Raw genomic sequence first — 20,474 nt, 5'->3', positions numbered from 1 at the left:
AGCGCTATGGAATTCACGATTCAACACTTTATCGCGCTTGCGCCGCTGTTGATCACCAGCGCCACGATCATCGTGGTGATGCTGGCGATCGCCTGGCGGCGCAATCACTCGCAGACCTTCCTGCTGTCGGTGGCGGGGCTGAACCTGGCCTTGCTGTCGATCCTGCCGGCCCTGAAAGTCGCGCCGTTGGCGGTCACGCCACTGATCCAGATCGACAGCTTCGCCTGCCTGTACATGGCGCTAATCCTGGTCGCTACCCTCGCCTGCGTCACCCTCGCCCACGCCTACCTGGGTGACGGCGGTTCGGGTTACCCGGGCAACCGCGAAGAACTGTACCTGCTGATCCTGATGGCCGCCGCCGGTGGCCTGGTCCTGGTCAGCGCGCAGCACCTGGCCAGCCTGTTCATTGGCCTGGAGCTGCTGTCGGTACCGGTCTACGGCCTGGTGGCCTATGCCTTCTTCAACAAGCGCTCCCTGGAAGCCGGCATCAAGTACATGGTGCTGTCGGCGGCCGGTTCCGCGTTCCTGTTGTTCGGCATGGCCCTGCTCTACGCCGAAGCCGGCACCCTGAGCTTCGTCGGCATCGGCCAGGCCCTGGCGGCCACCGGCCTGCCTAGCCCGATCGCGCAACTGGGCCTGGGCATGATGCTGATCGGCCTGGCGTTCAAGTTGTCGCTGGTGCCCTTCCACCTCTGGACCCCGGACGTCTACGAAGGCGCCCCGGCGCCAGTGGCGGCGTTCCTGGCGACCGCTTCGAAAGTGGCGGTGTTCGCGGTGATGGTGCGGCTGTTCCAGATCTCGCCAGTGGCCAGTAGCGGTGTGCTGAGCAATGTGCTGACGATCATCGCCATCGCGTCGATCCTGTTCGGTAACCTGCTCGCACTGACCCAGAGCAACCTCAAGCGTCTGCTCGGTTACTCGTCCATCGCCCACTTCGGCTACCTGCTGATCGCCCTGATCGCCAGCAAAGGCCTGGCCGTGGAAGCCATCGGCGTGTACTTGGTGACCTACGTGATCACCAGCCTCGGCGCCTTCGGCGTGATCACCCTGATGTCCTCGCCGTACAACGGCCGCGACGCCGACGCCCTGTACGAATACCGCGGCCTGTTCTGGCGTCGTCCGTACCTGACCGCCGTGCTGACCGTGATGATGCTGTCCCTGGCCGGCATCCCGCTGACCGCCGGCTTCATCGGCAAGTTCTACATCATCGCCACCGGCGTCGAGGCCCACCAGTGGTGGCTGGTCGGCTCCCTGGTGCTGGGCAGTGCCATCGGCGTGTTCTACTACCTGCGCGTGATGGTCACCCTGTACCTGATGGAACCGAACCTGCGTCGTCACGATGCCGAGTTGCACTGGGAACAGAAGGCAGGCGGCGTGATGCTGCTGGCCATCGCGGTGTTGGCGTTCTTCCTCGGTGTGTACCCGCAGCCGTTGCTGACGCTGGTCCAGCAGGCGGGCCTGACCGGCTGATTGCCTGAGCGTCATCGCTGACAAAAATGCCCGTATCGTGAGATGCGGGCATTTTTTTTGAGCTGGATTTAAAACCGTGGCGAGGGAGCTTGCTCCCGCTGGGTTGCGCAGCAGCCCCATCGCTTTACCGCGTCAGGTCAGGCAGATTTTTACGACTGCTGCGCAGCCGAGCGGGAGCAAGCTCCCTCGCCACGGTCTGGTGGTTTTCTGAGATTGTTATTAGGTTTGATTAGTTTTTTGGCGGCTTAAATCGCAGCCAGTCATCTATAATCATCGGCCTAGAAGACTGGCTTGCACCGCCAACCGCCAAGGAGAATTCCGTCATGACAACCACCACGAAAACCCGGTCGGTCACCGCTCATGTCCCGGTGGACCTGGCTGAAAAAGTCGACCTGATGGCCGAGCGCCTTGAGCGCTCCAGGAACTGGATCGTCAAACAAGCGCTATCTGCCTGGATCGAACAGGAGGAGGAACGCAGCCGCCTGACTCATGAGGCGTTGGCCGATGTTGACGCTGGCCGTGTGGTTGACCATCAGGCTGTCCAGGCTTGGGCCGATAGCCTCAGCACTGACGCTCCGTTACCGGTACCGCGCTGATGGAGTTGAAGTGGACCAGCAAGGCGCTTTCCGACATCGCCCGACTTTATGAATTTCTGGCGCTGGTGAATCAACCCGCCGCCGCGCGAACAGTGCAACAGCTCACGGCGGCGCCTACCGCTCTGCTGGCCAACCCGCGCATGGGTGAGCGCCTGGAAGAGTTCGACCCTCGGAACGTGCGCAGAATCCAGGTTGGCCCCTACGAAATGCGCTATGAAATAATCGGCTCCACCCTTTACCTGCTACGCCTGTGGCACACACGCGAAGATCGGTGACCCTGGGCTCGATCAGCCACCAGCGCCCTTGGCAGCGCAAAGTGCAAGGCGTTTTCAGCGGGCCTCATGCAGCCTGCACGATGGCGAAAATTCTCGATAATTTAAGTCGTTGATTCCAAAGATTTTTATCAAGCGACTCGGCTGGCACGGTGGATGCACCTGTCCTTGTTACGTGGCGTCGGCGCTCGAAGCCGGCCCGCATCCGTGAATGACCGAGGAGCAACACATGAACGCCATCGACCTGTTGAAAGCCGACCATGAACGCGTGAAGGGCATCCTGTCCCAGTTGAGCGAATCAACCGACCGCGCCATCAAGAAACGCACCGAACTGTTGGCCAAGCTGGAAATGGAAGTGTCCATCCATACCCGCCTGGAAGAAGAAATCCTTTATCCGGCCTTCAAACAGGAAGGTGGCAAGGATGAAGCCGAGATGTACTACGAAGCCAAGGAAGAGCACCGTACCGTCGATTCCCTGGTGCTGCCCGACCTGAAAAACACCGACCCTTCCCAACCTGAGTTTGCCGGTCGCGTGAAAGTGGTCAAGGAGCTGCTCGAGCATCACATCGAAGAAGAAGAGGAAGAAATGTTCCCTAAAGCCGAAGAAATCCTCGGCAAGGCCAAGCTCGAAGAACTGGGCAACCAGATGGAAGCCGTGAAAGCCCAGTATAAAAAAGAGTTCACCGCCAACCTGGCTGCCTGATCCAGCCGTCTCGAAATTCAGCCGTCCCTGGGACGGCTGAATGCGTTTTGCGCTACCTACTGCATGTGTTCACGCAAGAATTCCACCAACGCTTGCACCGGTCGCGAGCTTTGTCGGTGTTGCGGATAGACCGCCGACAGCGTCAACGGCTCGGTCTCGAATCCCTCCAATACCTGGATCAGCCGCCCATCCCTCAACGCCTCTCCGAGGATGAAGGTCGGCAGATAAGTAATCCCCATGCTGGCAATCGCCGCATCCCTGAGCAAGTCGCCGTTATTGGCACGCATGCGTCCCACCACTTCCAGCGCCAACGGCTTGCCCTTTCCGGCGAATCGCCACTGCACCTGACGGCTGTGCCCGTACGGCAAACAGTCGTGGGTGCGCAGGTCTTCCGGTCGCGTCGGCGTGCCTCGCTGCGCCAGGTAGGCGGCGCTCGCGCAATACACTCGCTCGATACTCGCAATGCGCCGGGCGATCAGGGTCGAATCTTCCAGCACGCCGATCCTCAGTGCGAGGTCGTACCCCTCCCCCAGCAGGTCCACCGAACGATCACTCAGGTCGACCTCAACGGTGACATCCGGGTAGCGCTGCAAGAACAGCGGCAGCAGGCTGCCCAGGTGCGCCACGGCGAAGGACAACGGAGCGCTGAGGCGGATGGTTCCGCGCGGCTCGCTGGTCTGGCCACTGATGCCCTGCTCCACCTGCTCGACTTCGCTGAGCAGGCGCAACGCCGCCTCGTGATAGCGCTGGCCCAGCGGAGTGACGTCCAGGCGGCGCGTCGAGCGATTGAGCAACCGAACCCCCAGCCGCTGCTCCAGCTCCATCAACTTGCGACTGACGAACTGCTTGGACAGCCCGAGCTTGTCCGCCGCGGCGGTGAAACTGCCCGACTCCATGACCTGGGCAAAGATGCGCATTTCTTCGAAGGGGTTCATTGTCATTCCGTGGGTGGACAGTCATCGGGTTCCAGCGGGCATTGTGGTCTTGGCAGGTCAGATTGACCAGCTGTTGAATGTGCCGGCCTCATCGCGAGCAAGCTCGCTCCCACAGGGATTCGAGGCGTTCACAAATCACCTGTGGGAGCGAGCTTGCTCGCGATGAGGCCAGTACAGCTGCCCACCATCAAAGGCCCGACACAAAAACGCCCGCACAAGGCGGGCATCGTCCAGCAAGGCGCGCTTACTTGGCGGTCAGCGCCGAGTAGCTGTTCATCAGGTTGCGGTAGTTGGGGATGCGCTGGGACAGCAGGTTGCCCAGGCCTTCGATGTCGTTGCGCCAGTCGCGGTGCAGCTCACAGGCCACCGAGAACCAGTTCATCATCTGCGCGCCGGCGGCGGTCATGCGCACCCAGGCGGCCTGTTGCACGGTTTCGTTGAACGTACCCGAGGCGTCGGTGACGACAAACACGTCGAAACCTTCAGCCAGGGCCGACAGGGTCGGGAACGCCACGCAGACATCGGTCACTACGCCGGCGATGATCAATTGCTTGCGGCCGGTGGCCTTGATCGCCTTGACGAAGTCTTCGTTGTCCCAGGCATTGATCTGGCCAGGGCGCGGAATGTACGGCGCGTCCGGGAACATTTCCTTGAGCTCCGGCACGATCGGGCCATTGGGGCCCTGTTCGAAACTGGTGGTCAGGATGGTCGGCAGGCCAAAGAACTTGGCCAGGTCAGCCAGGGCCAGCACGTTGTTCTTGAACTCGTTGGGCGAGAAATCCTGGACCAGGGAAATCAGGCCAGTCTGGTGATCGACCAGCAGGACCACCGCGTCGTCTTTATTCAGGCGGTTGTAGGCGGGAACGTTGCTCATGGGATGACTCCTTTGGGATGGATATATTGAAACCAATGTGGGAGCGAGCTTGCTCGCGATAGCGGAGTGTCAGGCGGCGGCACGTTGAATGTTCCGCCGCCATCGTCGGATCGCCGCCCGGAGCAAGCTCGCTCCCACAGGGGAATTCCGCGTCTCAGTTAAAAGGCAAAACACGAACAGCCAAACGCGCCCCAGAAACCCTGGAAGTCGCTGACCGGCACGTTCGACAGACGCGCCCGTTCATGGCTGTGGGAATGCACCTTGCACGGCCCACTGCACTGGTGGACTTGCGCCTGCAATGGCGAAGCCGGGCGCCAGTGGCCGGGAACCTTGACCACCGGCGACCAGTCCGGCAGTACCGGGACGCTGGCCGGACCGAGTTTTTCGAAGTCGCCGGCGGCGTAGACGACCTTGCCGTCCACCACGGTCAGCACCGATTCGATCCACTTGATGGCTTCTTCCTCGACGCTGAAGAAATCCGCGCTCAGGGCTGCCAGGTCCGCCAGTTGGCCAACCTTGATCTGGCCCTTCTTGCCCTGCTCCGAGGAGAACCAGGCGCTGCCATGGGTGAACAGCTCCAACGCGGTCAGCCGCGGCAGGCCTTCTTCGTGCAGCGAGAGACCGCCGACGGTGCGGCCGCTGACCATCCAGTACAGCGAGGTCCACGGGTTGTAGCTGGAGACCCGGGTGGCGTCGGTGCCGGCGCCCACCGGTACGCCTTCGGCCAGCATGCGCTTGATCGGCGGCGTGGCTTCGGCGGCCTTGGCGCCGTAGCGGTCGACGAAATATTCACCCTGGAAGGCCATGCGGTCCTGGATCGCGATGCCACCGCCCAGCGCCCGGACCCGCTCGATGTTTTTCGGCGTGATGGTCTCGGCGTGGTCGAAGAACCACGGCAGGCCGTTGAACGGAATGTCGCGGTTGACCTTCTCGAACACGTCGAGCATGCGGCTGATGGATTCGTCATAGGTGGCGTGCAGGCGGAACGGCCAGCGCTGCTCGACCAGATGACGCACCACCGGCTCCAGGTCCTGCTCCATGCCCGGCGGCAGGTCCGGACGCGGTTCGAGGAAGTCTTCGAAGTCCGCCGCCGAGAACACCAGCATTTCACCGGCGCCGTTGTGCCGCAGGAAGTCATCGCCCTGGTGCAGCTTGACGCTGCCGGTCCAGTTCTTGAAGTCGGTGAGCTCTTCCTTGGGCTTCTGGGTGAACAGGTTGTAGGCGATGCGCACCGTCAACTGCTGCTCGCGAGCCAACTGCTCGATGACTTCGTAGTCGTCCGGGTAGTTCTGATAGCCGCCGCCGGCGTCGATCGCGCTGGTCAGGCCCAGGCGATTGAGCTCGCGCATGAACTGGCGGGTGGAGTTGACCTGGTATTCCAGCGGCAGCTTCGGCCCTTTCGCCAGCGTCGAGTAAAGGATCATCGCGTTGGGCCGCGCCACCAGCATGCCGGTCGGATTCCCGTTGGCATCGCGAACAATCTCGCCGCCCGGCGGGTTCGGCGTGTCGCGGGTGTAGCCGGCCACCCGCAGCGCGGCGCGGTTGAGCAAGGCGCGGTCATACAGGTGCAACACGAACACCGGGGTGTCGGGCGCGGCCTGGTTCAGTTCTTCCAGGGTCGGCAGGCGTTTTTCGGCGAACTGGAATTCGTTCCAGCCCCCCACCACCCGTACCCATTGCGGGGTCGGGGTGCGATCGGCCTGGTCCTTGAGCATGCGCAAGGCGTCGGCCAGGGACGGCACGCCTTCCCAACGCAGCTCCAGGTTGTAGTTCAGGCCACCGCGGATCAGGTGCAGGTGCGAGTCGTTGAGGCCGGGAATGACGGTGCGGCCCTTGAGGTCGATGACCTGGGTGCCACTGCCACGCAAGGCCATGGCCTCGGCATCGGTGCCCACGGCGACGAAACGGCCCTGGCTGATGGCAACCGCGCTGGCGCGAGGTTTTTCACGGTCGACGGTATGGAACTGGCCATTGAACAGAATCAGATCGGCGTTCATTGGATGTCCTTCTGGATGGGAAGATGAAAGAGACAGGCGTGGCCAGAAAGCCGCCGCCGCGCTGAGCAGGGATCCGGCGGCCAGCAACTGGCGGCGCAGCGGATCGGTCGGGTCGTCTTTATTGGCCATCGCCGGGCTCCAGGTGTTGGTGGGCCTTGGACGCTTCCAGCCACGGCGCGAACAGACGCGTCGCCAGCGGCATGCACACGTACACCACCGAGAGCACGATGGTCACGGTGATCAGGAACGTGGCGACCACGTAATTCGACAGAAACGCGTTGAGTTGCAGCAGCGGGCCCCAGAGCAACGGCACCAGCAAGGTGTGCGGCAGGATGACCAGCAAGGTCACCACCGATTGCTTCCAGCGCGGTGGCGGCGTGGCGGCATCGGCCAGCGGGGCGAACCAGAATTCCTTGTGCGGGGCGACTTCTGTCTGGTCGCCGTCCGCCAGCAGCGGCGCGGCCTCTTCCACCAGTTCGCGGCGCTCGGGCGAGTCCAGCCAGCGCTGCATGGCCTCGGTGGAGCAGAACCGCAGCACGCAGGTGAACAGCGACAACCCGCCCTGCTTGCCCCGGACTACGTCCACGCCCAGATGCCCCGGCCATTGGCCGGCCACGCTGACGATGCGCCGCAACCAGGCTTCATAGGCGCCGTCCTGCCCGGCCTTGACCCGGTGTTTGACTACCAGGGTGACGATTTCATCGAAGCCGGGGATCGCCGGGATCGCGGTTGATTCAAGGGTTTGGGATTCAGGCATGACGCAGCACTCCAGCAAAACGCGCGTTGATCGCCAGGCCTCCCGGGCCGGCAATGAACACGCTGGTAAATATGATCAGCAGCAACCAGCCGAACTGGCCTTCTTCCAGGCTCCATTGCGGGTGCACCACGAGCAGCGCAACGGCCAGCAGGAAGAGGATGGGCAAGCACGCCAGGCGCACCAGCACGCCGGCCATGATCAGCAGCGGGCAAAGCACCTCGGCGAAAATCGCCAGGATCAGCGTGGGCGCCGCGCCGAGGTGGAACGGGTCTTCGATGCGGGTCAGCTCGGCGCTGTAGTTCAGCAGCTTCGGCAAGCCATGGACCCACAGCAAAAACAGCGCGCCGCTCAGGCGCAGGAACAGCAGGCCGAGGTCCTGCATGCGGCGTTCGTCAGTGGTGTTCATCGGTGAGCTCCGGCCGGGTCCGTCGAGGCGGCTGCCGGCAACGGTTGGGACATGTGGGTGGCGATGCGCGAGCGCAGCCAGCGCTCGGCGGGGTCGTTGTCGTGGACGCCGCTCCAGACCATCGACAATTCGGCGGCATTGATCTCGAACGGCGGATCTTCGGCGCGCAAGGCGCAGCCCTCCACCAGCGCGCAGGCGGCGTAGTCCGGCACCGTGGCGATCAGCTCGGTGCCCGCCAGCAAGGCGCGCAGGCCGCTGAATTGCGGCACCGCCAAGACCACTTTGCGGGCCCGGCCGATGCGCGCCAGGTCCAGGTCGATGTTGCCGCTCAGGTCGCCCGAGAACGACACCATGGCGTGGGGTCGCGAGCAGTAGTCGTCCAGGGTCAGCGGCCCCGGGCGCTTGTCGCCACGCAGGACCTTGCAGGGAATGTCCCGCAGTTTCTTGCGCTTGGCATTGGCCGGCAGGTCGGTGGTGTAGCTGACACCGACGCTGATTTCGCCGCTGGCGAGCAACGACGACATCAGCAGGAAATTGGCCCGGCGCACCACCACGATGATGCCCGGCGCTTCTTCGCGCAGTTGACTGAGCAGCGGTGGAAACAGGCCGAATTCGGCATCGTCGGACAGACCGATGCGGAACACGTCGCAACTGGTGGACGGGTCGAACGCCTTGGCCCGGCTGACCGCGCCGGAAATGGTGTCCATGGCCGGCTGCAATTCTTGCAGGATCGCCAGGGCCCGAGGCGTCGGTTCCATGCCCCGGCCGTGACGGATCAGCAGCGGATCATCGAACAGATCCCGCAGCCGCCCGAGCGCTGCGCTCACCGCCGGTTGGCCCATGAACAGCTTCTCGGCGACGCGGGTCAGGTTCTTCTCGAACATCAGCGCCTCGAAGATCACCAGCAGGTTCATGTCGAGGCGGCGTAGATCGTTGCGGTTCATGGGTGTGGGGTCCTGTTTAAACTATGGGAGCTGGCTTGCTCCCACAGGTTCATGGCTTGATCAACCCTGGATGAACGCCAGCAGGTCGGCGTTCAGCCGGTCCTTGTGGGTGTCGGTCAGACCATGGGGCGCGCCCGGATAGACCAGCAGCTGCGAGTTCTTGAGCAGCTTGGCGGCCGCGATGCCGGCGGTTTCGATCGGCACGACCTGGTCGTCATCGCCATGCACCACCAGGGTCGGCACATCGATGTTGCGCAGGTCTTCGGAAAGATCGGTCTCCGAGAAGGCCTTGATGCAGTCATAGGCGTTCTTGTGGCCGGCAAGCATGCCCTGCATCCAGAACCAGTCGATCATGCCCTGGGACACCTTGGCACCCGGACGGTTGGCGCCGAAAAACGCGCTGGCCACATCCTTGTATAGCTGAGAACGGTCGGCCAGGGAGGCCTGGCGGAAGCCGTCGAACACCTCGATGGGCAGGCCGCCGGGGTTGGCCGCGGTCCTGAGCATCAGCGGCGTGACCGCCGAGATCAGGCCGAGCTTGGCGACGCGGGCGGCACCGTGCCGACCGATGTAGCGCGCCACTTCGCCACCGCCGGTGGAGAAACCGAGCAACACCGCGTCCTTGAGGTCCAGGCGCTCGATCAGCTCGGCCAGGTCATCGGCGTAGGTGTCCATGTCATTGCCGTCCCAGGGCTGGCTGGAACGCCCGTGACCACGACGGTCGTGGGCAATCACCCGATAGCCATTGGACGCCAGGAACATCATCTGCGCCTCCCAACTGTCCGAATTCAACGGCCAGCCGTGGCTGAAGACCACCGGTTGGCCACTGCCCCAATCCTTGTAGTAGATCTCGGTGCCGTCGCGGGTGATGAAGGTGCTCATGACGTGATTCCTTGAGGTCGGTGGATCATTCAATGGTCCGGCCAGGAGAGGCATGTGCGTGAGTTAAACGTTGTTAATTTTTTCGCGACTGAGGTGTTAACAAGCTACTGGAGAGCACATTTGTGGCGAGGGAGCTTGCTCCCGCTGGGTCGGTCCGACGTCTCGGGCGCAGCAGCCCCGGAATTGTCACTTCGGTGTGCCAGATTGGTTGGGGTGGTGCTTTTGGGGCCGCTTCGCGGCCCAGCGGGAGCAAGCTCCCTCGCCACGGGTCGTGGGTTGGAACAAGACGCCTTACCGTTGCGCTTGACGCAAAACCTGAGGAATATGCTCGGGTACAGCGCAAACAGAACCTTGAGCAGACCATGAGCCAATACCTCAGCCTGCCCGTCGAACAGACGGTGCATTTCGGCCCTTACCGGGTCCATCCGCGCCAGCGCCTGGTGCTGGAGGGCGGGCAACCGTTGCGCCTGGGGCGGCGAGCGGTGGAGATCCTGCTGGTGCTGCTCGAACACGCCGGCCAAGTGGTGAGCAAGCAGCAACTGATCGCCCGGGTCTGGCCGAAAAGCGTGGTGGAGGACACCAATCTGCGGGTTCACGTGGCGGCGTTGCGCAAGGCCCTGGGCGACGGCCAGGCCGGCCAGCGTTATATCGTCACGGTGGCGCAGCGCGGCTACAGTTTTGTCGCGCCGGTGACATTCGAAGCGCCCGAGGAACTGGCGCGCATCCCACACCCCTCCCTGGCACGCAACCTGCCGCCGCGCCGTACCCGCATGATCGGCCGCCAGGGCCTGGTGGAGAGCCTGGTGGCGCAGCTTCCGCGCAAACGCTTCATCAGCCTGGTCGGCAGCGGCGGCATCGGCAAGACCACCGTCGCCTTGCGGGTTGCCGAACGGCTGCTCGGCCAGTACCGCGACGGCACCTGCCTGCTGGACCTGGCCTCGCTCAACGACGCGACCATGATCGCCCCCAACCTCTGTGCGCTGCTGGAGCTGACGCTGCATGACGGCGAACCGCTTGACGCGATCGTCCGGCAGCTCAAGGACCGCCATCTGCTGCTGGTCATCGACACCTGTGAACACCTGATCGATGCCGTTGCGCTGCTCTGCGAAACCTTGCTGCGCGGCGCGCCTCACCTGCATATCCTGGCCACCAGCCGCGAAGGCCTGCGCGCCGAAGGCGAACACGTGCAGCGCCTCGATTCGCTGGCGTTTCCGCCAAGGGGCATGGTCATTGAAGGTTATCCGGCCCTGGAATTCCCGGCGCTGCAACTGTTCGCCGAACGGGCGATGGCCAGCCAGGACGATTTTGAGCTGACGGACCACGAGGTTCCGCTGATCATCGATATCTGCCAGCGGCTCGACGGAATTCCCTTGGCGATCGAACTGGCCGCCGCCCAGGTCGGGCGCTTTGGGCTGGAGGCGCTATGCCGGCAACTGCAGGACAGCGTCGCCCTGCTCGACCATGACAGGCACGCCAGCGCACCGCGCCAGCAGACCCTGCGCGCCACGGTGGACTGGAGCTTCGCGCTGCTCACGCCGTGCGAACAAACCTGCCTGCGGCGCCTGGCGGTGTTCATGGGCAGTTTCAACCTGGCGTCGGCAGCGGCAGTCATCGTCGGCCAGCATGTCGCGCCCGAGCAGGTGCTGGTCTCGATCAGCCAGTTGGTGGCGAAATCGTTGCTCAATGTCGAAATCGGCGACGATGAGGTCCGTTATCGGCTGCTGGATACCACGCGCAGCTACGCCCTGGAAAAATTGCTGGATACCGGGGAACTGGCCGCCACCCGGGAGCGCCACGCCGAGCGCTGCCTGACGCTCATGGAACAGGCTGAAAAGGATTGGGAAAACACTTCTACGCGCGTGTGGATCGCACGGTACGCGGCCTATCGGGACGACATCCGCGCGGCGCTCGACCGCGGGCTAGGCCCGCAGGGTTCGCACGCCGTGGCGATCCGTCTGGCCGCGCGCACCCTGCCGCTCTGGCAAGAGCTGTCGCTGCTCAAGGAGCACGGGCTGTATGTCAGCAAGGCGCGGGCGCTGCTACGGGCCAGCCCCTCGCCGTGCCCGAGATTGACCCTCGCCCTGGAACTGGCCCATGGCAGTTTCAACTACCACACCGAGGGCGGTACGCCGGCCACTGTCGAGGCCTTCGTCACGGCCCGCCACCTGGCCCGGCAGTGCCAGGACCGGGCGGGAGAATTGCGCGCATTGTCGGGCCTCATGACGGTCAATCTCAGCGCCGGCCGCTATCAGCAGGCGCTGGAGCAAAGCCTGGATTTCGATCGCCTGGGCCTGCCGGGCGACCCGGTCCTGTCCTTGAGTACCCAGCGCCTGCGAGTGCTGGCGCTGCATTTCACCGGCGACCAGGACGGCGCGCGACGTGACGCCGAGCAGGTAATCCAGCGCCTGGCCCAGAATGGTCACCTGAGCCGCTTCAGCCACGGTTTCGGCGTGCAATACGAGCAGAGCGTGGCCGCGCTGACAATCCTGTCGCGCATCCTCTGGCTGCAAGGCTTCGCCGAAAAAGCCCGGCGCACGGCCAACCTTGCGCTACAGATTGCCCTGCAGATCAACCACGGCCTTTCGATCTGCTACACCCTGGCGATCGCCGGTTGCGTGATCGCCCATTACACCGGCGATCAGCCGACCGCCCGGGAACGGCTGGACATGTTGAAGCAGCAGGCCAAACGCCATTCGGTCATGCTGTTCCATGATTGGGCTGGCCATTACGAGCGCGCCTTCGACGGCGCCACTCCGCAGTCGCACTTGAGCGCTTGCGGCCTGATCCAGGATACCGTCGTCACTCTGCGCGGCGATGCCGTCAGCCCGCAGCAGATCGAGCGCGCCCATAGCGGCGCGGCAGGCTGGTGCTCGGCGGAAATCCTGCGCGTCGCTGCCGAAGCGTTGCTGGCCGGGGGAAAAGCGGGCGCAGAAAGCCGTGCCGAAGAGTACTTGCACGCTGCGCTGACGGTAGCCCGCAGCCAAGGCGCGCTGGCCTGGCAATTACGCAGTGCCATGTCCCTGGCCCGGCTGTGGCAACGGCGCGGCCAGGATGCGGCAGCGCAGGATGTGCTCGCTTCGGTCTATCGGCGCTTCAGCGAAGGATTCGACACACCCGACCTAAAGGAAGCCGGCGCGCTGCTCCAGACGCTGACTCGCCAGCTCGGGTCTTGAACGCCGCGCCAGCCAGGCCTCCTGCAACACGTAGCGCCGATGGAGCGACTGCCACTGGCCAGCGCGGCGCAACTTTTCCAAGGCATAGGCACGCGTGGTATTGAGCAGGTGGTAGCGATTGCCTTCGGCACCTTGTTCGACCATCACCAACGACTGCTTGACCAGCCGTGACAGCAGCCAGGGCAATCGCCCCACCCCGACGTCAGTGCAACTGACCACAGCCAGCGCAGCCTTCAACGTGAACGGTTCCTCGAACACCGCCAGCCGCTGGAACAGCGTCCGTTCGTCGCTACCCAAGCGCTCGAAACTCCAATCCAACGCCGCATCAAGGCTGCGGTGGCGTGCCACGGCTGTACGGCGGCCGTGGCTCAACAGTGACAGACCGTAGTCCAACTGTTCCAGGACCCCCGCCACACCCAGCACATCAACCTGGGCCGCCGCCAGCTCCAGCGCCAACGGCAACCCGTCCAGGCGCTGGCAGATTTGTGCGAGAGGCGCGAGGTCGCGCTCACCCGGCTTGAAGCCCTGCTGTCGGGCACCGACCCGATCAACCAGCAAGCGCACTGCCGGACTCGCCAATATCAGGTGGCCGGGCTCGCTGGCCGTCGCCACGGCCAGACCGGCCAATTGCACGACCTGTTCATCTGCAAGCTCCAAGGCTTCGCGACTGCTCAACAACAGCGATACGCCAGGGGCCGCGGAGCGCAGCGTCAAGGCCAACTCCCGGCAGGCATCGAGCAGGTGTTCGGCGCCATCGAGCACCAGCAACATCCGGCACGATTGCAGGCACTGTCCCAGCGAGCCGCCCGTCAGGCCAAGGGTTTGCATGATCCGCGGGCAGACCTCGGCCGGGTCGCTGATCGCCGCCAGGTCAATAAACCAGGCGCCGTCGGCAAAATGCTCAAGCAACAGTTCCGCCGCCCGCGACACCACCGTGGTCTTGCCGATACCGCCCGGGCCGACGACGGTGGTCAGGGGCTGGCGCGGAACCTCGACCAACAGCCGTCCCAGCAGCTTGTCGCGACCGATCACCGGGCTGAGGCGCGCAGGCAGATTGTGCCGCTCGGAGCGCCTGGCGCCGGATGATTCGGCACTCGGCTGTGGGGTCAGGGGCACGGCGAAGCAGTAGCCCTGGCGCGGATGATTGAGAATGTAGCGGTTGCCATCCTGTCCGGCGCCGAACGCCCGCCGTAAGGCGGCGATGTGCACCCGCAGATTGATGTCTTCCACCACGCTGTCGGGCCAGACTTGGGCGATCAGGGTTTGCTTGCTGACGAAGGCGCCCGCATGGGCAACCAGCAAGTGCAGGATGTCCAGGGCGCGACCGCCCAAGGCCAGGGGCTCGCCATCGCGGGTAACCAGCCGCTGCTGGCGGTGAAAGACAAACGGACCGAAGCGCACCGTTGTTTCGGTGCTCACCGCTGTTGCGGCGCAAGGTTTGGTGAAGCTGTTCATGAGCGATCCAGCGACAGAAAACCGGTCCGGGCGTGGCGCTGCGGATTACCGCACACACCTGCCCTGGCTCCTGCGCATCCTTTGCAGAGGGTTCGCCGTTATCTTGGCAGCCACGGGCCAGAGAACAATGCTGGCACAGGACGCATCACGGACATCACGATGCCCTGGACGGACACCGAAGGCTCAACTGAACTGCTGCCGGTACTGGACCGGTGTCAGGCCGAGTTTTTCGCTGAACAACTGGCGCATGTGCCGGACGCTGCCAAAGCCACTGCGAAACGCCACGGTCTTGAGGGGCAAGTCGGTGGACTCCAGCAACTGCCGCGCCCGATCGATGCGCGCACCTTGCAGGAACTCCATCGGCGTCATTTTGACTTCGCGCTGGAAAACCCGGGCGAAATGCCTTGAGCTCATGGCGGCCAGATCGGCCATGCGCTCGATGGAAAACGGCTCCTCCAGGTGTTCCATCACGTAATGCTGCACCCGGGTAACCGCCGATTCCTGTGCCGCCACCGCCGCTACCAGCGGGCTGAACTGCGCTTGCCCACCCTGGCGCTGCATGACCACCAGCAAGACCTTGGCCACATCCAGCGCGACTTTGCGGCCATGGTCCTGGGCGACGATGGACAGGGCCATGTCGATACCGGCCGTGACACCGCCGGAGGTGATCAACCGTCGGTCATGCAAAATGATCTTGTCGGTCTCGACCAGAGCCTTGGGGAACCGCTGGATCAGGCGTTCGGTGTAATGCCAATGGGTGGTGACCCGATAGCCGTCGAGCAAGCCCGCCTCTCCCAGGATGAAGGCTCCGGTGCAGATCGACCCGTAGCGCGTGGCCCGCTGTGCCGACGCCCGCAACCAGGTGTGCAAGCCCGGATGCCGGTCGTTATAGGCACCAGGCCCGCCCGGTACCAGCAGTACGTCGTAGGCCGCCCAAGCCTGGTCGATATGGATGTCGGCCTGGACCGTCACCCCGTTGGAGGCTCGCAACGCCCCGCGCTCGGTGCCCAGGGTCAGCAACTGATAGTGCTGCTCCGGCGCGAGAAAACGATTGGCGATGGAAAACACTTCGAGCGGCCCGGCCATGTCGAGCAGCAGGAAATCGGGGAACAGCACCATTGCAACGGTTTTCATGGGAAGGACGCCAAGACAAGGGGAACATGCTACCGGTTGGCGACCGAGGACCCTGTGGGAGCGAGCTTGCTCGCGATAGGGTCCGTCCAGCCGGCATCTATGTAACTGAGGCACCGCTATCGCGAGCAAGCTCGCTCCCACAGGGACCAGCGGTCACCAGCTGGCATTATGACGAAGCGCAGCGCTCCCGGCGAGATTGTCCACTCAGAACGGACAGTATTTCCACATTCAGCCGCTTATTGAATGCGCCGATAACCATTAACCTTCTTCTGTACCCGGCGAACGGCCAAGGCCACCGCCCTCTGAACCAGGAGAATCATCATGCTGACCCTTCGCAAAGCTTCTGATCGCGGCATCGCTCGTCACGGCTGGCTGACGTCGTTCCACACCTTTTCCTTCGCCAACTACCGCGACCTCAACCAACAGGGTTTTTCCGACCTGCTGGTGATCAACGACGATCGGGTCGCCGCCGCCAAAGGTTTCGGCCAGCACCCACACCGGGACATGGAGATTTTCTCCTACGTGCTCGAAGGCGCGCTGGAACACAAGGACACCCTGGGCACGGGCTCGGTGATTCGTCCGGGTGACGTGCAGTTGATGAGCGCCGGCAGCGGCGTGGCCCACAGCGAGTTCAATCACAGCGCGGACGAGCCGGTGCACTTCCTGCAGATCTGGATCGTGCCCAATGTCGTGGGCGCCACGCCGCGCTACCAGCAGGAGCACTTCAGCACCGAACAGAAACGCGGTCGCCTGCAACTGATCATCTCCCCGGACGGCACCGAGGGCTCGTTGCACGTACGCCAGGACGCACGGGTGTATGCCGGGCTGTTCGATGGCCAGGAAAGTGCCACGCTGACCTTGGCCGCTGATCGTTATGCCTATGTGCATGTGGCCCGGGGCAGCGTCGAGCTCAACGGCGTGGCGTTGCAGGAAGGGGATGGTGTGCGGGTACGCAACGAACAGGTACTGACGCTGGGCAACGGCCAGGATGCCGAGGTGCTGGTGTTTGACCTGCGGCCGCAGGAACTGCCGCAAATGCCATGAGGCCGACGCCCTATGCAACGGGTGTAACTGGTGTAACTGGTGGGAGCGAGCCTGCTCGCGAAGGCGGTGGGTCAGCCAAGATGACAGTTGGCTGGCCTGACGCCTTCGCGAGCAGGCTCGCTCCCACATTAATTTAATTGGTCTCCTGGGCAAACGCCGCGACGATCTCATCGATCACCGCCCGCACCGCAACCTTCCAGGCGTTGGCCGGGTTTGGCTATTCGGCGCTGTTCAATGCAATGGCAGACAGCACGGGTTACTGTTTCTGGTATCGGCGGGAGCGATTCTGACTGCTCTGGCGCTGGGCCTGCTGCCCAGGATGAAAAACCCGGCCGGCCACTGAGTTTTTCAACCAGGGTCGCTGGGATCGCGCAAGTCCGAGCGACTATTTTTTGGGTTGTCCGACCGTGGATGGCGAGGGTCTGATGGGGTCTGCCCCTCTTCAACGATGCGTCGCAATATCATCAGTGCCGAGTGGGCCGTTGGCCAGCCTGAGTAAAATGCCAGATGGGTGATCAACTCGACCAACTCTTCCTGGCTGACGCCATTTTCAAGCGCCTTGCGTAAATGAATCGGCAGCTCATTACCACGATAGAGCGCTACCAGAGCGGCTACGGTTACCAGGCTGCGGTCGCGTGGCGAGAGCCCCTCTCGCTGCCAGACTTCGCCAAAGAGAATCCGGTCGGTGTAATCGGCCAGGGCGGGGGCGATGTCGCCGAACGCCTCACGGCCGGGAAACGTACGGTCTTTCATATCCGATTCCATCCAGTCACGCCTGAACGCGGCCCTGCGCCTGTTCTTCACGGATCAGACGCTCGACAGCCCGGCGCATGCGCGCCGGAGCCGCATCGACGGAAAACAGTGACGGTTTCATTGCCCAGAACTCGCTATCACCCAGCGCAGCCTGCTGCGCTTCGAGCATGACCTTGTCTTGTTCGGCAAATGCGAAACGACGCATTTCAGCAAACTTTGTCTCGTCGACTTCATTCAATCGAGTCCCCGATGGCAGTGCGGCGGCGAAGTGATAATGGGTCGTCGACCCGGTTTCCGGTGTCAGGATATGTTGTCCGTACCACCAACCGTGATCCTCGCGTTCCTCCAGCCGTGGCGCCCGCACTCCGCCGTCGAACCAGAAGTAACTCGGCGCCATCCAACGTATCTCCGTCCACATATCAACCGGTTGCTGGTCACGTCGGTAGATCAGGTCGAAGACAGCAGGAACTTTACTGTTTGGCATCCAACGCCGGCAGACGAGTCGCCCTTCCTCGTCTTCCTCCACAACTTGTTCAGCGCCGGCCTGTTCAGGATCACCCAACAGGCCATCGTGGAGATACATGAGGTGGCTCAGATCCAGCAGATTGTCCGCCATCAGCAGGTAATTGGCGCCGACATGGAGGTAACCGCTCACCACTTGGTAGCTGGAATCCGCACCGTGCAGGCCATAGTCGGGAATCCGCGTCAGGTCGGCCGGAGCATCCCCCATCCAGATCCACACCAGGCCATACAGCTCTTGCACCGGATAGGCATGTACCTTTGCCACCTCGAGAATTTTTTCATCGCCATGAGGATTGCCGACACAGCGACCTGCACAGTCGAATCGCAGGCCGTGATACCCGCATTCGATCTCATCCCCTTGAAGCTTACCGAGATGAAGCGGTACGAATCGATGGGGACAACGATCGCGTAACGCCGCCAGCGCGCCGTCTTGCTTGCGATAGAAAACGACCGGTTCATCCAGCAGTATTCTATGGAAAATCTCACCACCGCGTACTTGCTGGCTCCGGCAAGCCGCGTACCAGGCATTCCTGATGAAGTTCATAGCGAAAGTCCACTGAGTGCCTCGCGAACACATTCAACGAGTCATGTTGTTATAAAAACCCGTGTAGGTACTGGCGAAGAGGTGACAGCCGAATCGTATCCCTTCTTTGATTGAAGATTTGAAGACGCCTTCTTGCCAATCGTTGTCAACAACGCTCAAGAAGTCTTCGGCATGTTCGATATCCAGCGCCTTGTGTAATCCATAGTGTGTGACCTGATGTACATCCAGCCATCTCTGGTCGACGATGGACTGGCCTATCAGTGCCGAGATATCGGCGAATGTTCGCTCAATCCCCGCGAACATGGAGACGGCAAAACGATAGTTTTCGAACGTCGAGACGCCACGCAGCGCTTCATTGAAGATCCGTGCATTGGGTGACGGGTTGTTCAGGTCGATGCTTGAGGAGTCGCCACCCAGTCGGTCGATGAGTGTCAATATGGTCTGGCCGTGTACATTTTCCGGAACGCCCTGGCCATGCTCTTCCCATAGATTTCCCACCAGGGCAACACGGGGTGGCGCCTCAGGAATATTGGCGATCACTTGTGCCATCGGACGACTGAAAAAATACACCATCGGTGCAAATTCCATTTGGCTCTTTAGGAATTGTTGCTTTGACATTTTCCCGCTGCAAAGCATCTTGAAGTACACATTCTCCGGCAAATTCAATTCCGCGATACAGGTTTCCAGACAGTCTTTCAAATCGAGGCAAACAGACATAAGAGTCCCCTTTTCATGCTGTTCGAACTGAACAACCGACTTCGTCAATTGGCTAAATTGAATGAACATGGGTGACTATCTTGTGTGGGGTTTTTTCCAGGCACACCTGTCAACCTTGACAGGTGTGCCTGTTTATTTGCGATAAAAACGCCTGGCGTCAGACACAAACGCCTATAAGCGCTTCGCATTGATGCTTCAACGCGCCCCCTGTTTGCGCCCGAGCCCGGCGCGATAACTGCCGGGCGGAACGCCAAAGAAGTCGCGAAAACGTCGCTGGAAATGCGGAGAGCTGACGAAGCCCGTAGCCACGGCGATTTCGGTCACCGAGCGGTTGGTCTGCTGGATGAGCTGGCGTGCGCGTGTCAGGCGCAGTTCCAGGTAATAACGCGTCGGGGTCGCACCGAGGAACCGGCAGAACCGCCGCTCCAGCTGGCGCTTGGAGACATTGACGCAGGCCGCCAGCTCATCGATCGTCAAGGGCTCCTCGACGTTCTGCCACATCAATTCCAACGCCAGCTTGAGACTTTCCGGCAGCGTCGGATCGGTCTCGACGAAGATCGGCGGCAGGTCCGTGGCGTCATCCCCTGATTCATCGCAGCGAAGGATTTCTTCAATCGCCCCCACCAGCGCCTCCCCGCCCGTGCGGCGGATCAGCTGGAGCATCATGCGCAGCGAGCTGTTGGCGCCCGCACAGCTGACTCGCTCGCGGTCTACGACATAGGCGCGGCTAGTGACTTTCACATGGGGGAACATCTCGGCCATTGTCGCCCGACTTTCCGGATGGACCGCGCATTCGAAACCATCGAGCAGGTTCGCCTCTGCCACAAAAAAAACGCCGTTCCACAACCCACCCACTATCGCCCCGGACGTTGCGTTGGCGCGCAGCTTGCGCCGCAATAACGGCGTGCCTTGCAACTTCACACGAAAGCCTCCGGCGACAATCAGCACGTCGAGGTTATCGGGCAATTGCGCCAGCTCGATATCGGTGGAAATGACGATGCCCAGGTCACTCGTCACCTGCCCGCCCGAAGCGCCCACCGTCAGCACTTCATAAAGCGGCATGTCGCTCATCAGGTTGGCGGTGACCAGCGCGTCCACCGCGCCGGTAAAGGACATCATGGAAAAGTTGTCCATCAGCACAAACGCGACGCGCACCGGCGCTTGTCCCACAGGCGCAGCCCCTTGGGGGCGATAGGCCATGTTCTTGTTCTTGAGTACGCTTTCGAATGCGCTGGGCATGGGGCCTCGTGAGACAGGAAGGCGATCTGGACCGGACCCGGGCGGATTGCCCGAGCC

19 protein-coding genes are annotated in these 20,474 nt (G+C 62.6%); 6 read left to right on the top strand and 13 right to left on the bottom strand.

What is annotated here, in order from left to right; all coding sequences use genetic code 11:
• Positions 1 to 6 precede the first annotated feature (6 nt).
• The 4 genes from nuoN to J3P91_RS09820 all read left to right on the top strand — a co-directional run bounded on the left by nuoN (position 7) and on the right by J3P91_RS09820 (position 3,041).
• Positions 7 to 1,470, top strand: a complete 1,464-nt coding sequence (gene nuoN, locus J3P91_RS09835; protein WP_003203388.1) for an NADH-quinone oxidoreductase subunit NuoN — start codon at positions 7 to 9, stop codon at positions 1,468 to 1,470.
• A 323-nt stretch (positions 1,471 to 1,793) separates the two neighbouring features.
• On the top strand, positions 1,794 to 2,066 hold the full coding sequence (locus J3P91_RS09830; RefSeq protein ID WP_434603700.1) for a CopG family ribbon-helix-helix protein: 273 nt from the start codon (positions 1,794 to 1,796) through the stop codon (positions 2,064 to 2,066).
• Entirely contained in the window at positions 2,066 to 2,341 is a 276-nt protein-coding gene (locus J3P91_RS09825) for a type II toxin-antitoxin system RelE/ParE family toxin (RefSeq protein ID WP_434603698.1), read from the top strand. The genes J3P91_RS09830 and J3P91_RS09825 overlap by 1 nt, the downstream gene beginning before the upstream one ends.
• Positions 2,342 to 2,567: 226 nt before the next feature.
• On the top strand, positions 2,568 to 3,041 hold the full coding sequence (locus J3P91_RS09820) for a hemerythrin domain-containing protein (RefSeq protein ID WP_305495568.1): 474 nt from the start codon (positions 2,568 to 2,570) through the stop codon (positions 3,039 to 3,041).
• A 56-nt stretch (positions 3,042 to 3,097) separates the two neighbouring features.
• Here J3P91_RS09820 and J3P91_RS09815 read toward each other — a convergent pair whose 3' ends face one another.
• From J3P91_RS09815 to J3P91_RS09785, 7 genes are all read right to left on the bottom strand, one after another.
• Complete coding sequence (locus tag J3P91_RS09815) at positions 3,098 to 3,976, bottom strand: LysR family transcriptional regulator (RefSeq protein ID WP_434603696.1); 879 nt, start codon at positions 3,974 to 3,976, stop codon at positions 3,098 to 3,100.
• Between the two features lie 244 nt (positions 3,977 to 4,220).
• Positions 4,221 to 4,850, bottom strand: coding sequence for an isochorismate family cysteine hydrolase YcaC (gene ycaC / locus J3P91_RS09810; RefSeq protein WP_030141308.1), 630 nt, complete (start codon positions 4,848 to 4,850; stop codon positions 4,221 to 4,223).
• Between the two features lie 158 nt (positions 4,851 to 5,008).
• The gene (locus J3P91_RS09805; RefSeq protein WP_434605052.1) at positions 5,009 to 6,847 is read right to left on the bottom strand and encodes an amidohydrolase; all 1,839 of its coding nucleotides are present in this window, start codon (positions 6,845 to 6,847) and stop codon (positions 5,009 to 5,011) included.
• A 118-nt stretch (positions 6,848 to 6,965) separates the two neighbouring features.
• Positions 6,966 to 7,604, bottom strand: a complete 639-nt coding sequence (locus J3P91_RS09800) for an antibiotic biosynthesis monooxygenase (RefSeq protein WP_434603694.1) — start codon at positions 7,602 to 7,604, stop codon at positions 6,966 to 6,968.
• Positions 7,597 to 8,010, bottom strand: coding sequence for a DoxX family protein (locus tag J3P91_RS09795; protein WP_434603692.1), 414 nt, complete (start codon positions 8,008 to 8,010; stop codon positions 7,597 to 7,599). The genes J3P91_RS09800 and J3P91_RS09795 overlap by 8 nt, the downstream gene beginning before the upstream one ends.
• The gene (locus J3P91_RS09790; RefSeq protein ID WP_305495573.1) at positions 8,007 to 8,954 is read right to left on the bottom strand and encodes a LysR family transcriptional regulator; all 948 of its coding nucleotides are present in this window, start codon (positions 8,952 to 8,954) and stop codon (positions 8,007 to 8,009) included. Before J3P91_RS09790 ends, J3P91_RS09795 begins: the two co-directional genes overlap by 4 nt.
• 60 nt (positions 8,955 to 9,014) lie before the next feature.
• On the bottom strand, positions 9,015 to 9,836 hold the full coding sequence (locus J3P91_RS09785) for an alpha/beta fold hydrolase (protein ID WP_305495574.1): 822 nt from the start codon (positions 9,834 to 9,836) through the stop codon (positions 9,015 to 9,017).
• A 362-nt stretch (positions 9,837 to 10,198) separates the two neighbouring features.
• Between J3P91_RS09785 and J3P91_RS09780 the strand changes: the two genes are divergently transcribed.
• Entirely contained in the window at positions 10,199 to 13,009 is a 2,811-nt protein-coding gene (locus J3P91_RS09780; protein WP_434603690.1) for an ATP-binding protein, read from the top strand.
• Here J3P91_RS09780 and J3P91_RS09775 read toward each other — a convergent pair.
• Together J3P91_RS09775 and J3P91_RS09770 are read right to left on the bottom strand one after the other, a co-directional pair.
• Complete coding sequence (locus tag J3P91_RS09775) at positions 12,956 to 14,464, bottom strand: ATP-binding protein (protein ID WP_434603688.1); 1,509 nt, start codon at positions 14,462 to 14,464, stop codon at positions 12,956 to 12,958. The genes J3P91_RS09780 and J3P91_RS09775 overlap by 54 nt on opposite strands.
• A 183-nt stretch (positions 14,465 to 14,647) precedes the next feature.
• Positions 14,648 to 15,598, bottom strand: coding sequence for a GlxA family transcriptional regulator (locus tag J3P91_RS09770; protein ID WP_434603686.1), 951 nt, complete (start codon positions 15,596 to 15,598; stop codon positions 14,648 to 14,650).
• Positions 15,599 to 15,919: 321 nt separating this feature from the next.
• Here J3P91_RS09770 and J3P91_RS09765 point away from each other — a divergent pair, with 321 nt between their 5' ends.
• On the top strand, positions 15,920 to 16,642 hold the full coding sequence (locus tag J3P91_RS09765) for a pirin family protein (RefSeq protein ID WP_434569037.1): 723 nt from the start codon (positions 15,920 to 15,922) through the stop codon (positions 16,640 to 16,642).
• A gap of 348 nt (positions 16,643 to 16,990) precedes the next feature.
• Here the strand turns inward: J3P91_RS09765 and J3P91_RS09760 are convergent, their stop codons facing one another.
• The 4 genes from J3P91_RS09760 to J3P91_RS09745 form a co-directional block, all read right to left on the bottom strand.
• Positions 16,991 to 17,395: a carboxymuconolactone decarboxylase family protein gene (locus J3P91_RS09760; protein WP_434603684.1), complete on the bottom strand. Its 405-nt coding sequence runs from the start codon at positions 17,393 to 17,395 to the stop codon at positions 16,991 to 16,993.
• A 16-nt stretch (positions 17,396 to 17,411) separates the two neighbouring features.
• A complete protein-coding gene (locus tag J3P91_RS09755; protein ID WP_434603682.1) occupies positions 17,412 to 18,461 on the bottom strand; it encodes a Rieske 2Fe-2S domain-containing protein in 1,050 nt (349 codons plus the stop codon).
• Between the two features lie 33 nt (positions 18,462 to 18,494).
• Positions 18,495 to 19,247, bottom strand: a complete 753-nt coding sequence (locus tag J3P91_RS09750) for a TenA family transcriptional regulator (protein ID WP_434603680.1) — start codon at positions 19,245 to 19,247, stop codon at positions 18,495 to 18,497.
• Positions 19,248 to 19,373: 126 nt separating this feature from the next.
• On the bottom strand, positions 19,374 to 20,417 hold the full coding sequence (locus J3P91_RS09745; protein WP_434603678.1) for a GlxA family transcriptional regulator: 1,044 nt from the start codon (positions 20,415 to 20,417) through the stop codon (positions 19,374 to 19,376).
• Between the last annotated feature and the right edge of the window lie 57 nt (positions 20,418 to 20,474).

This window comes from Pseudomonas sp. Z4-7 (assembly GCF_051131965.1).
Lineage (GTDB): Bacteria > Pseudomonadota > Gammaproteobacteria > Pseudomonadales > Pseudomonadaceae > Aquipseudomonas.
This window is presented reverse-complemented; position numbering and strand designations above follow the sequence as displayed.

Excerpts from the sequence above, each read along its gene's own strand:
- J3P91_RS09775 (WP_434603688.1), bottom strand. The coding sequence starts at position 14,464 with ATGAACAGCTTCACCAAACCTTGCGCCGCAACAGCGGTGAGCACCGAA.
- J3P91_RS09750 (WP_434603680.1), bottom strand. The coding sequence starts at position 19,247 with ATGTTCATTCAATTTAGCCAATTGACGAAGTCGGTTGTTCAGTTCGAA.
- J3P91_RS09815 (WP_434603696.1), bottom strand. The coding sequence starts at position 3,976 with ATGAACCCCTTCGAAGAAATGCGCATCTTTGCCCAGGTCATGGAGTCG.
- J3P91_RS09825 (WP_434603698.1), top strand. The coding sequence starts at position 2,066 with ATGGAGTTGAAGTGGACCAGCAAGGCGCTTTCCGACATCGCCCGACTT.
- J3P91_RS09785 (WP_305495574.1), bottom strand. The coding sequence starts at position 9,836 with ATGAGCACCTTCATCACCCGCGACGGCACCGAGATCTACTACAAGGAT.
- J3P91_RS09800 (WP_434603694.1), bottom strand. The coding sequence starts at position 7,604 with ATGCCTGAATCCCAAACCCTTGAATCAACCGCGATCCCGGCGATCCCC.
- J3P91_RS09795 (WP_434603692.1), bottom strand. The coding sequence starts at position 8,010 with ATGAACACCACTGACGAACGCCGCATGCAGGACCTCGGCCTGCTGTTC.
- J3P91_RS09820 (WP_305495568.1), top strand. The coding sequence starts at position 2,568 with ATGAACGCCATCGACCTGTTGAAAGCCGACCATGAACGCGTGAAGGGC.
- J3P91_RS09770 (WP_434603686.1), bottom strand. The coding sequence starts at position 15,598 with ATGAAAACCGTTGCAATGGTGCTGTTCCCCGATTTCCTGCTGCTCGAC.
- J3P91_RS09780 (WP_434603690.1), top strand. The coding sequence starts at position 10,199 with ATGAGCCAATACCTCAGCCTGCCCGTCGAACAGACGGTGCATTTCGGC.
- J3P91_RS09760 (WP_434603684.1), bottom strand. The coding sequence starts at position 17,395 with ATGAAAGACCGTACGTTTCCCGGCCGTGAGGCGTTCGGCGACATCGCC.
- J3P91_RS09790 (WP_305495573.1), bottom strand. The coding sequence starts at position 8,954 with ATGAACCGCAACGATCTACGCCGCCTCGACATGAACCTGCTGGTGATC.
- J3P91_RS09745 (WP_434603678.1), bottom strand. The coding sequence starts at position 20,417 with ATGCCCAGCGCATTCGAAAGCGTACTCAAGAACAAGAACATGGCCTAT.
- J3P91_RS09765 (WP_434569037.1), top strand. The coding sequence starts at position 15,920 with ATGCTGACCCTTCGCAAAGCTTCTGATCGCGGCATCGCTCGTCACGGC.
- ycaC (WP_030141308.1), bottom strand. The coding sequence starts at position 4,850 with ATGAGCAACGTTCCCGCCTACAACCGCCTGAATAAAGACGACGCGGTG.
- nuoN (WP_003203388.1), top strand. The coding sequence starts at position 7 with ATGGAATTCACGATTCAACACTTTATCGCGCTTGCGCCGCTGTTGATC.
- J3P91_RS09830 (WP_434603700.1), top strand. The coding sequence starts at position 1,794 with ATGACAACCACCACGAAAACCCGGTCGGTCACCGCTCATGTCCCGGTG.
- J3P91_RS09805 (WP_434605052.1), bottom strand. The coding sequence starts at position 6,847 with ATGAACGCCGATCTGATTCTGTTCAATGGCCAGTTCCATACCGTCGAC.
- J3P91_RS09755 (WP_434603682.1), bottom strand. The coding sequence starts at position 18,461 with ATGAACTTCATCAGGAATGCCTGGTACGCGGCTTGCCGGAGCCAGCAA.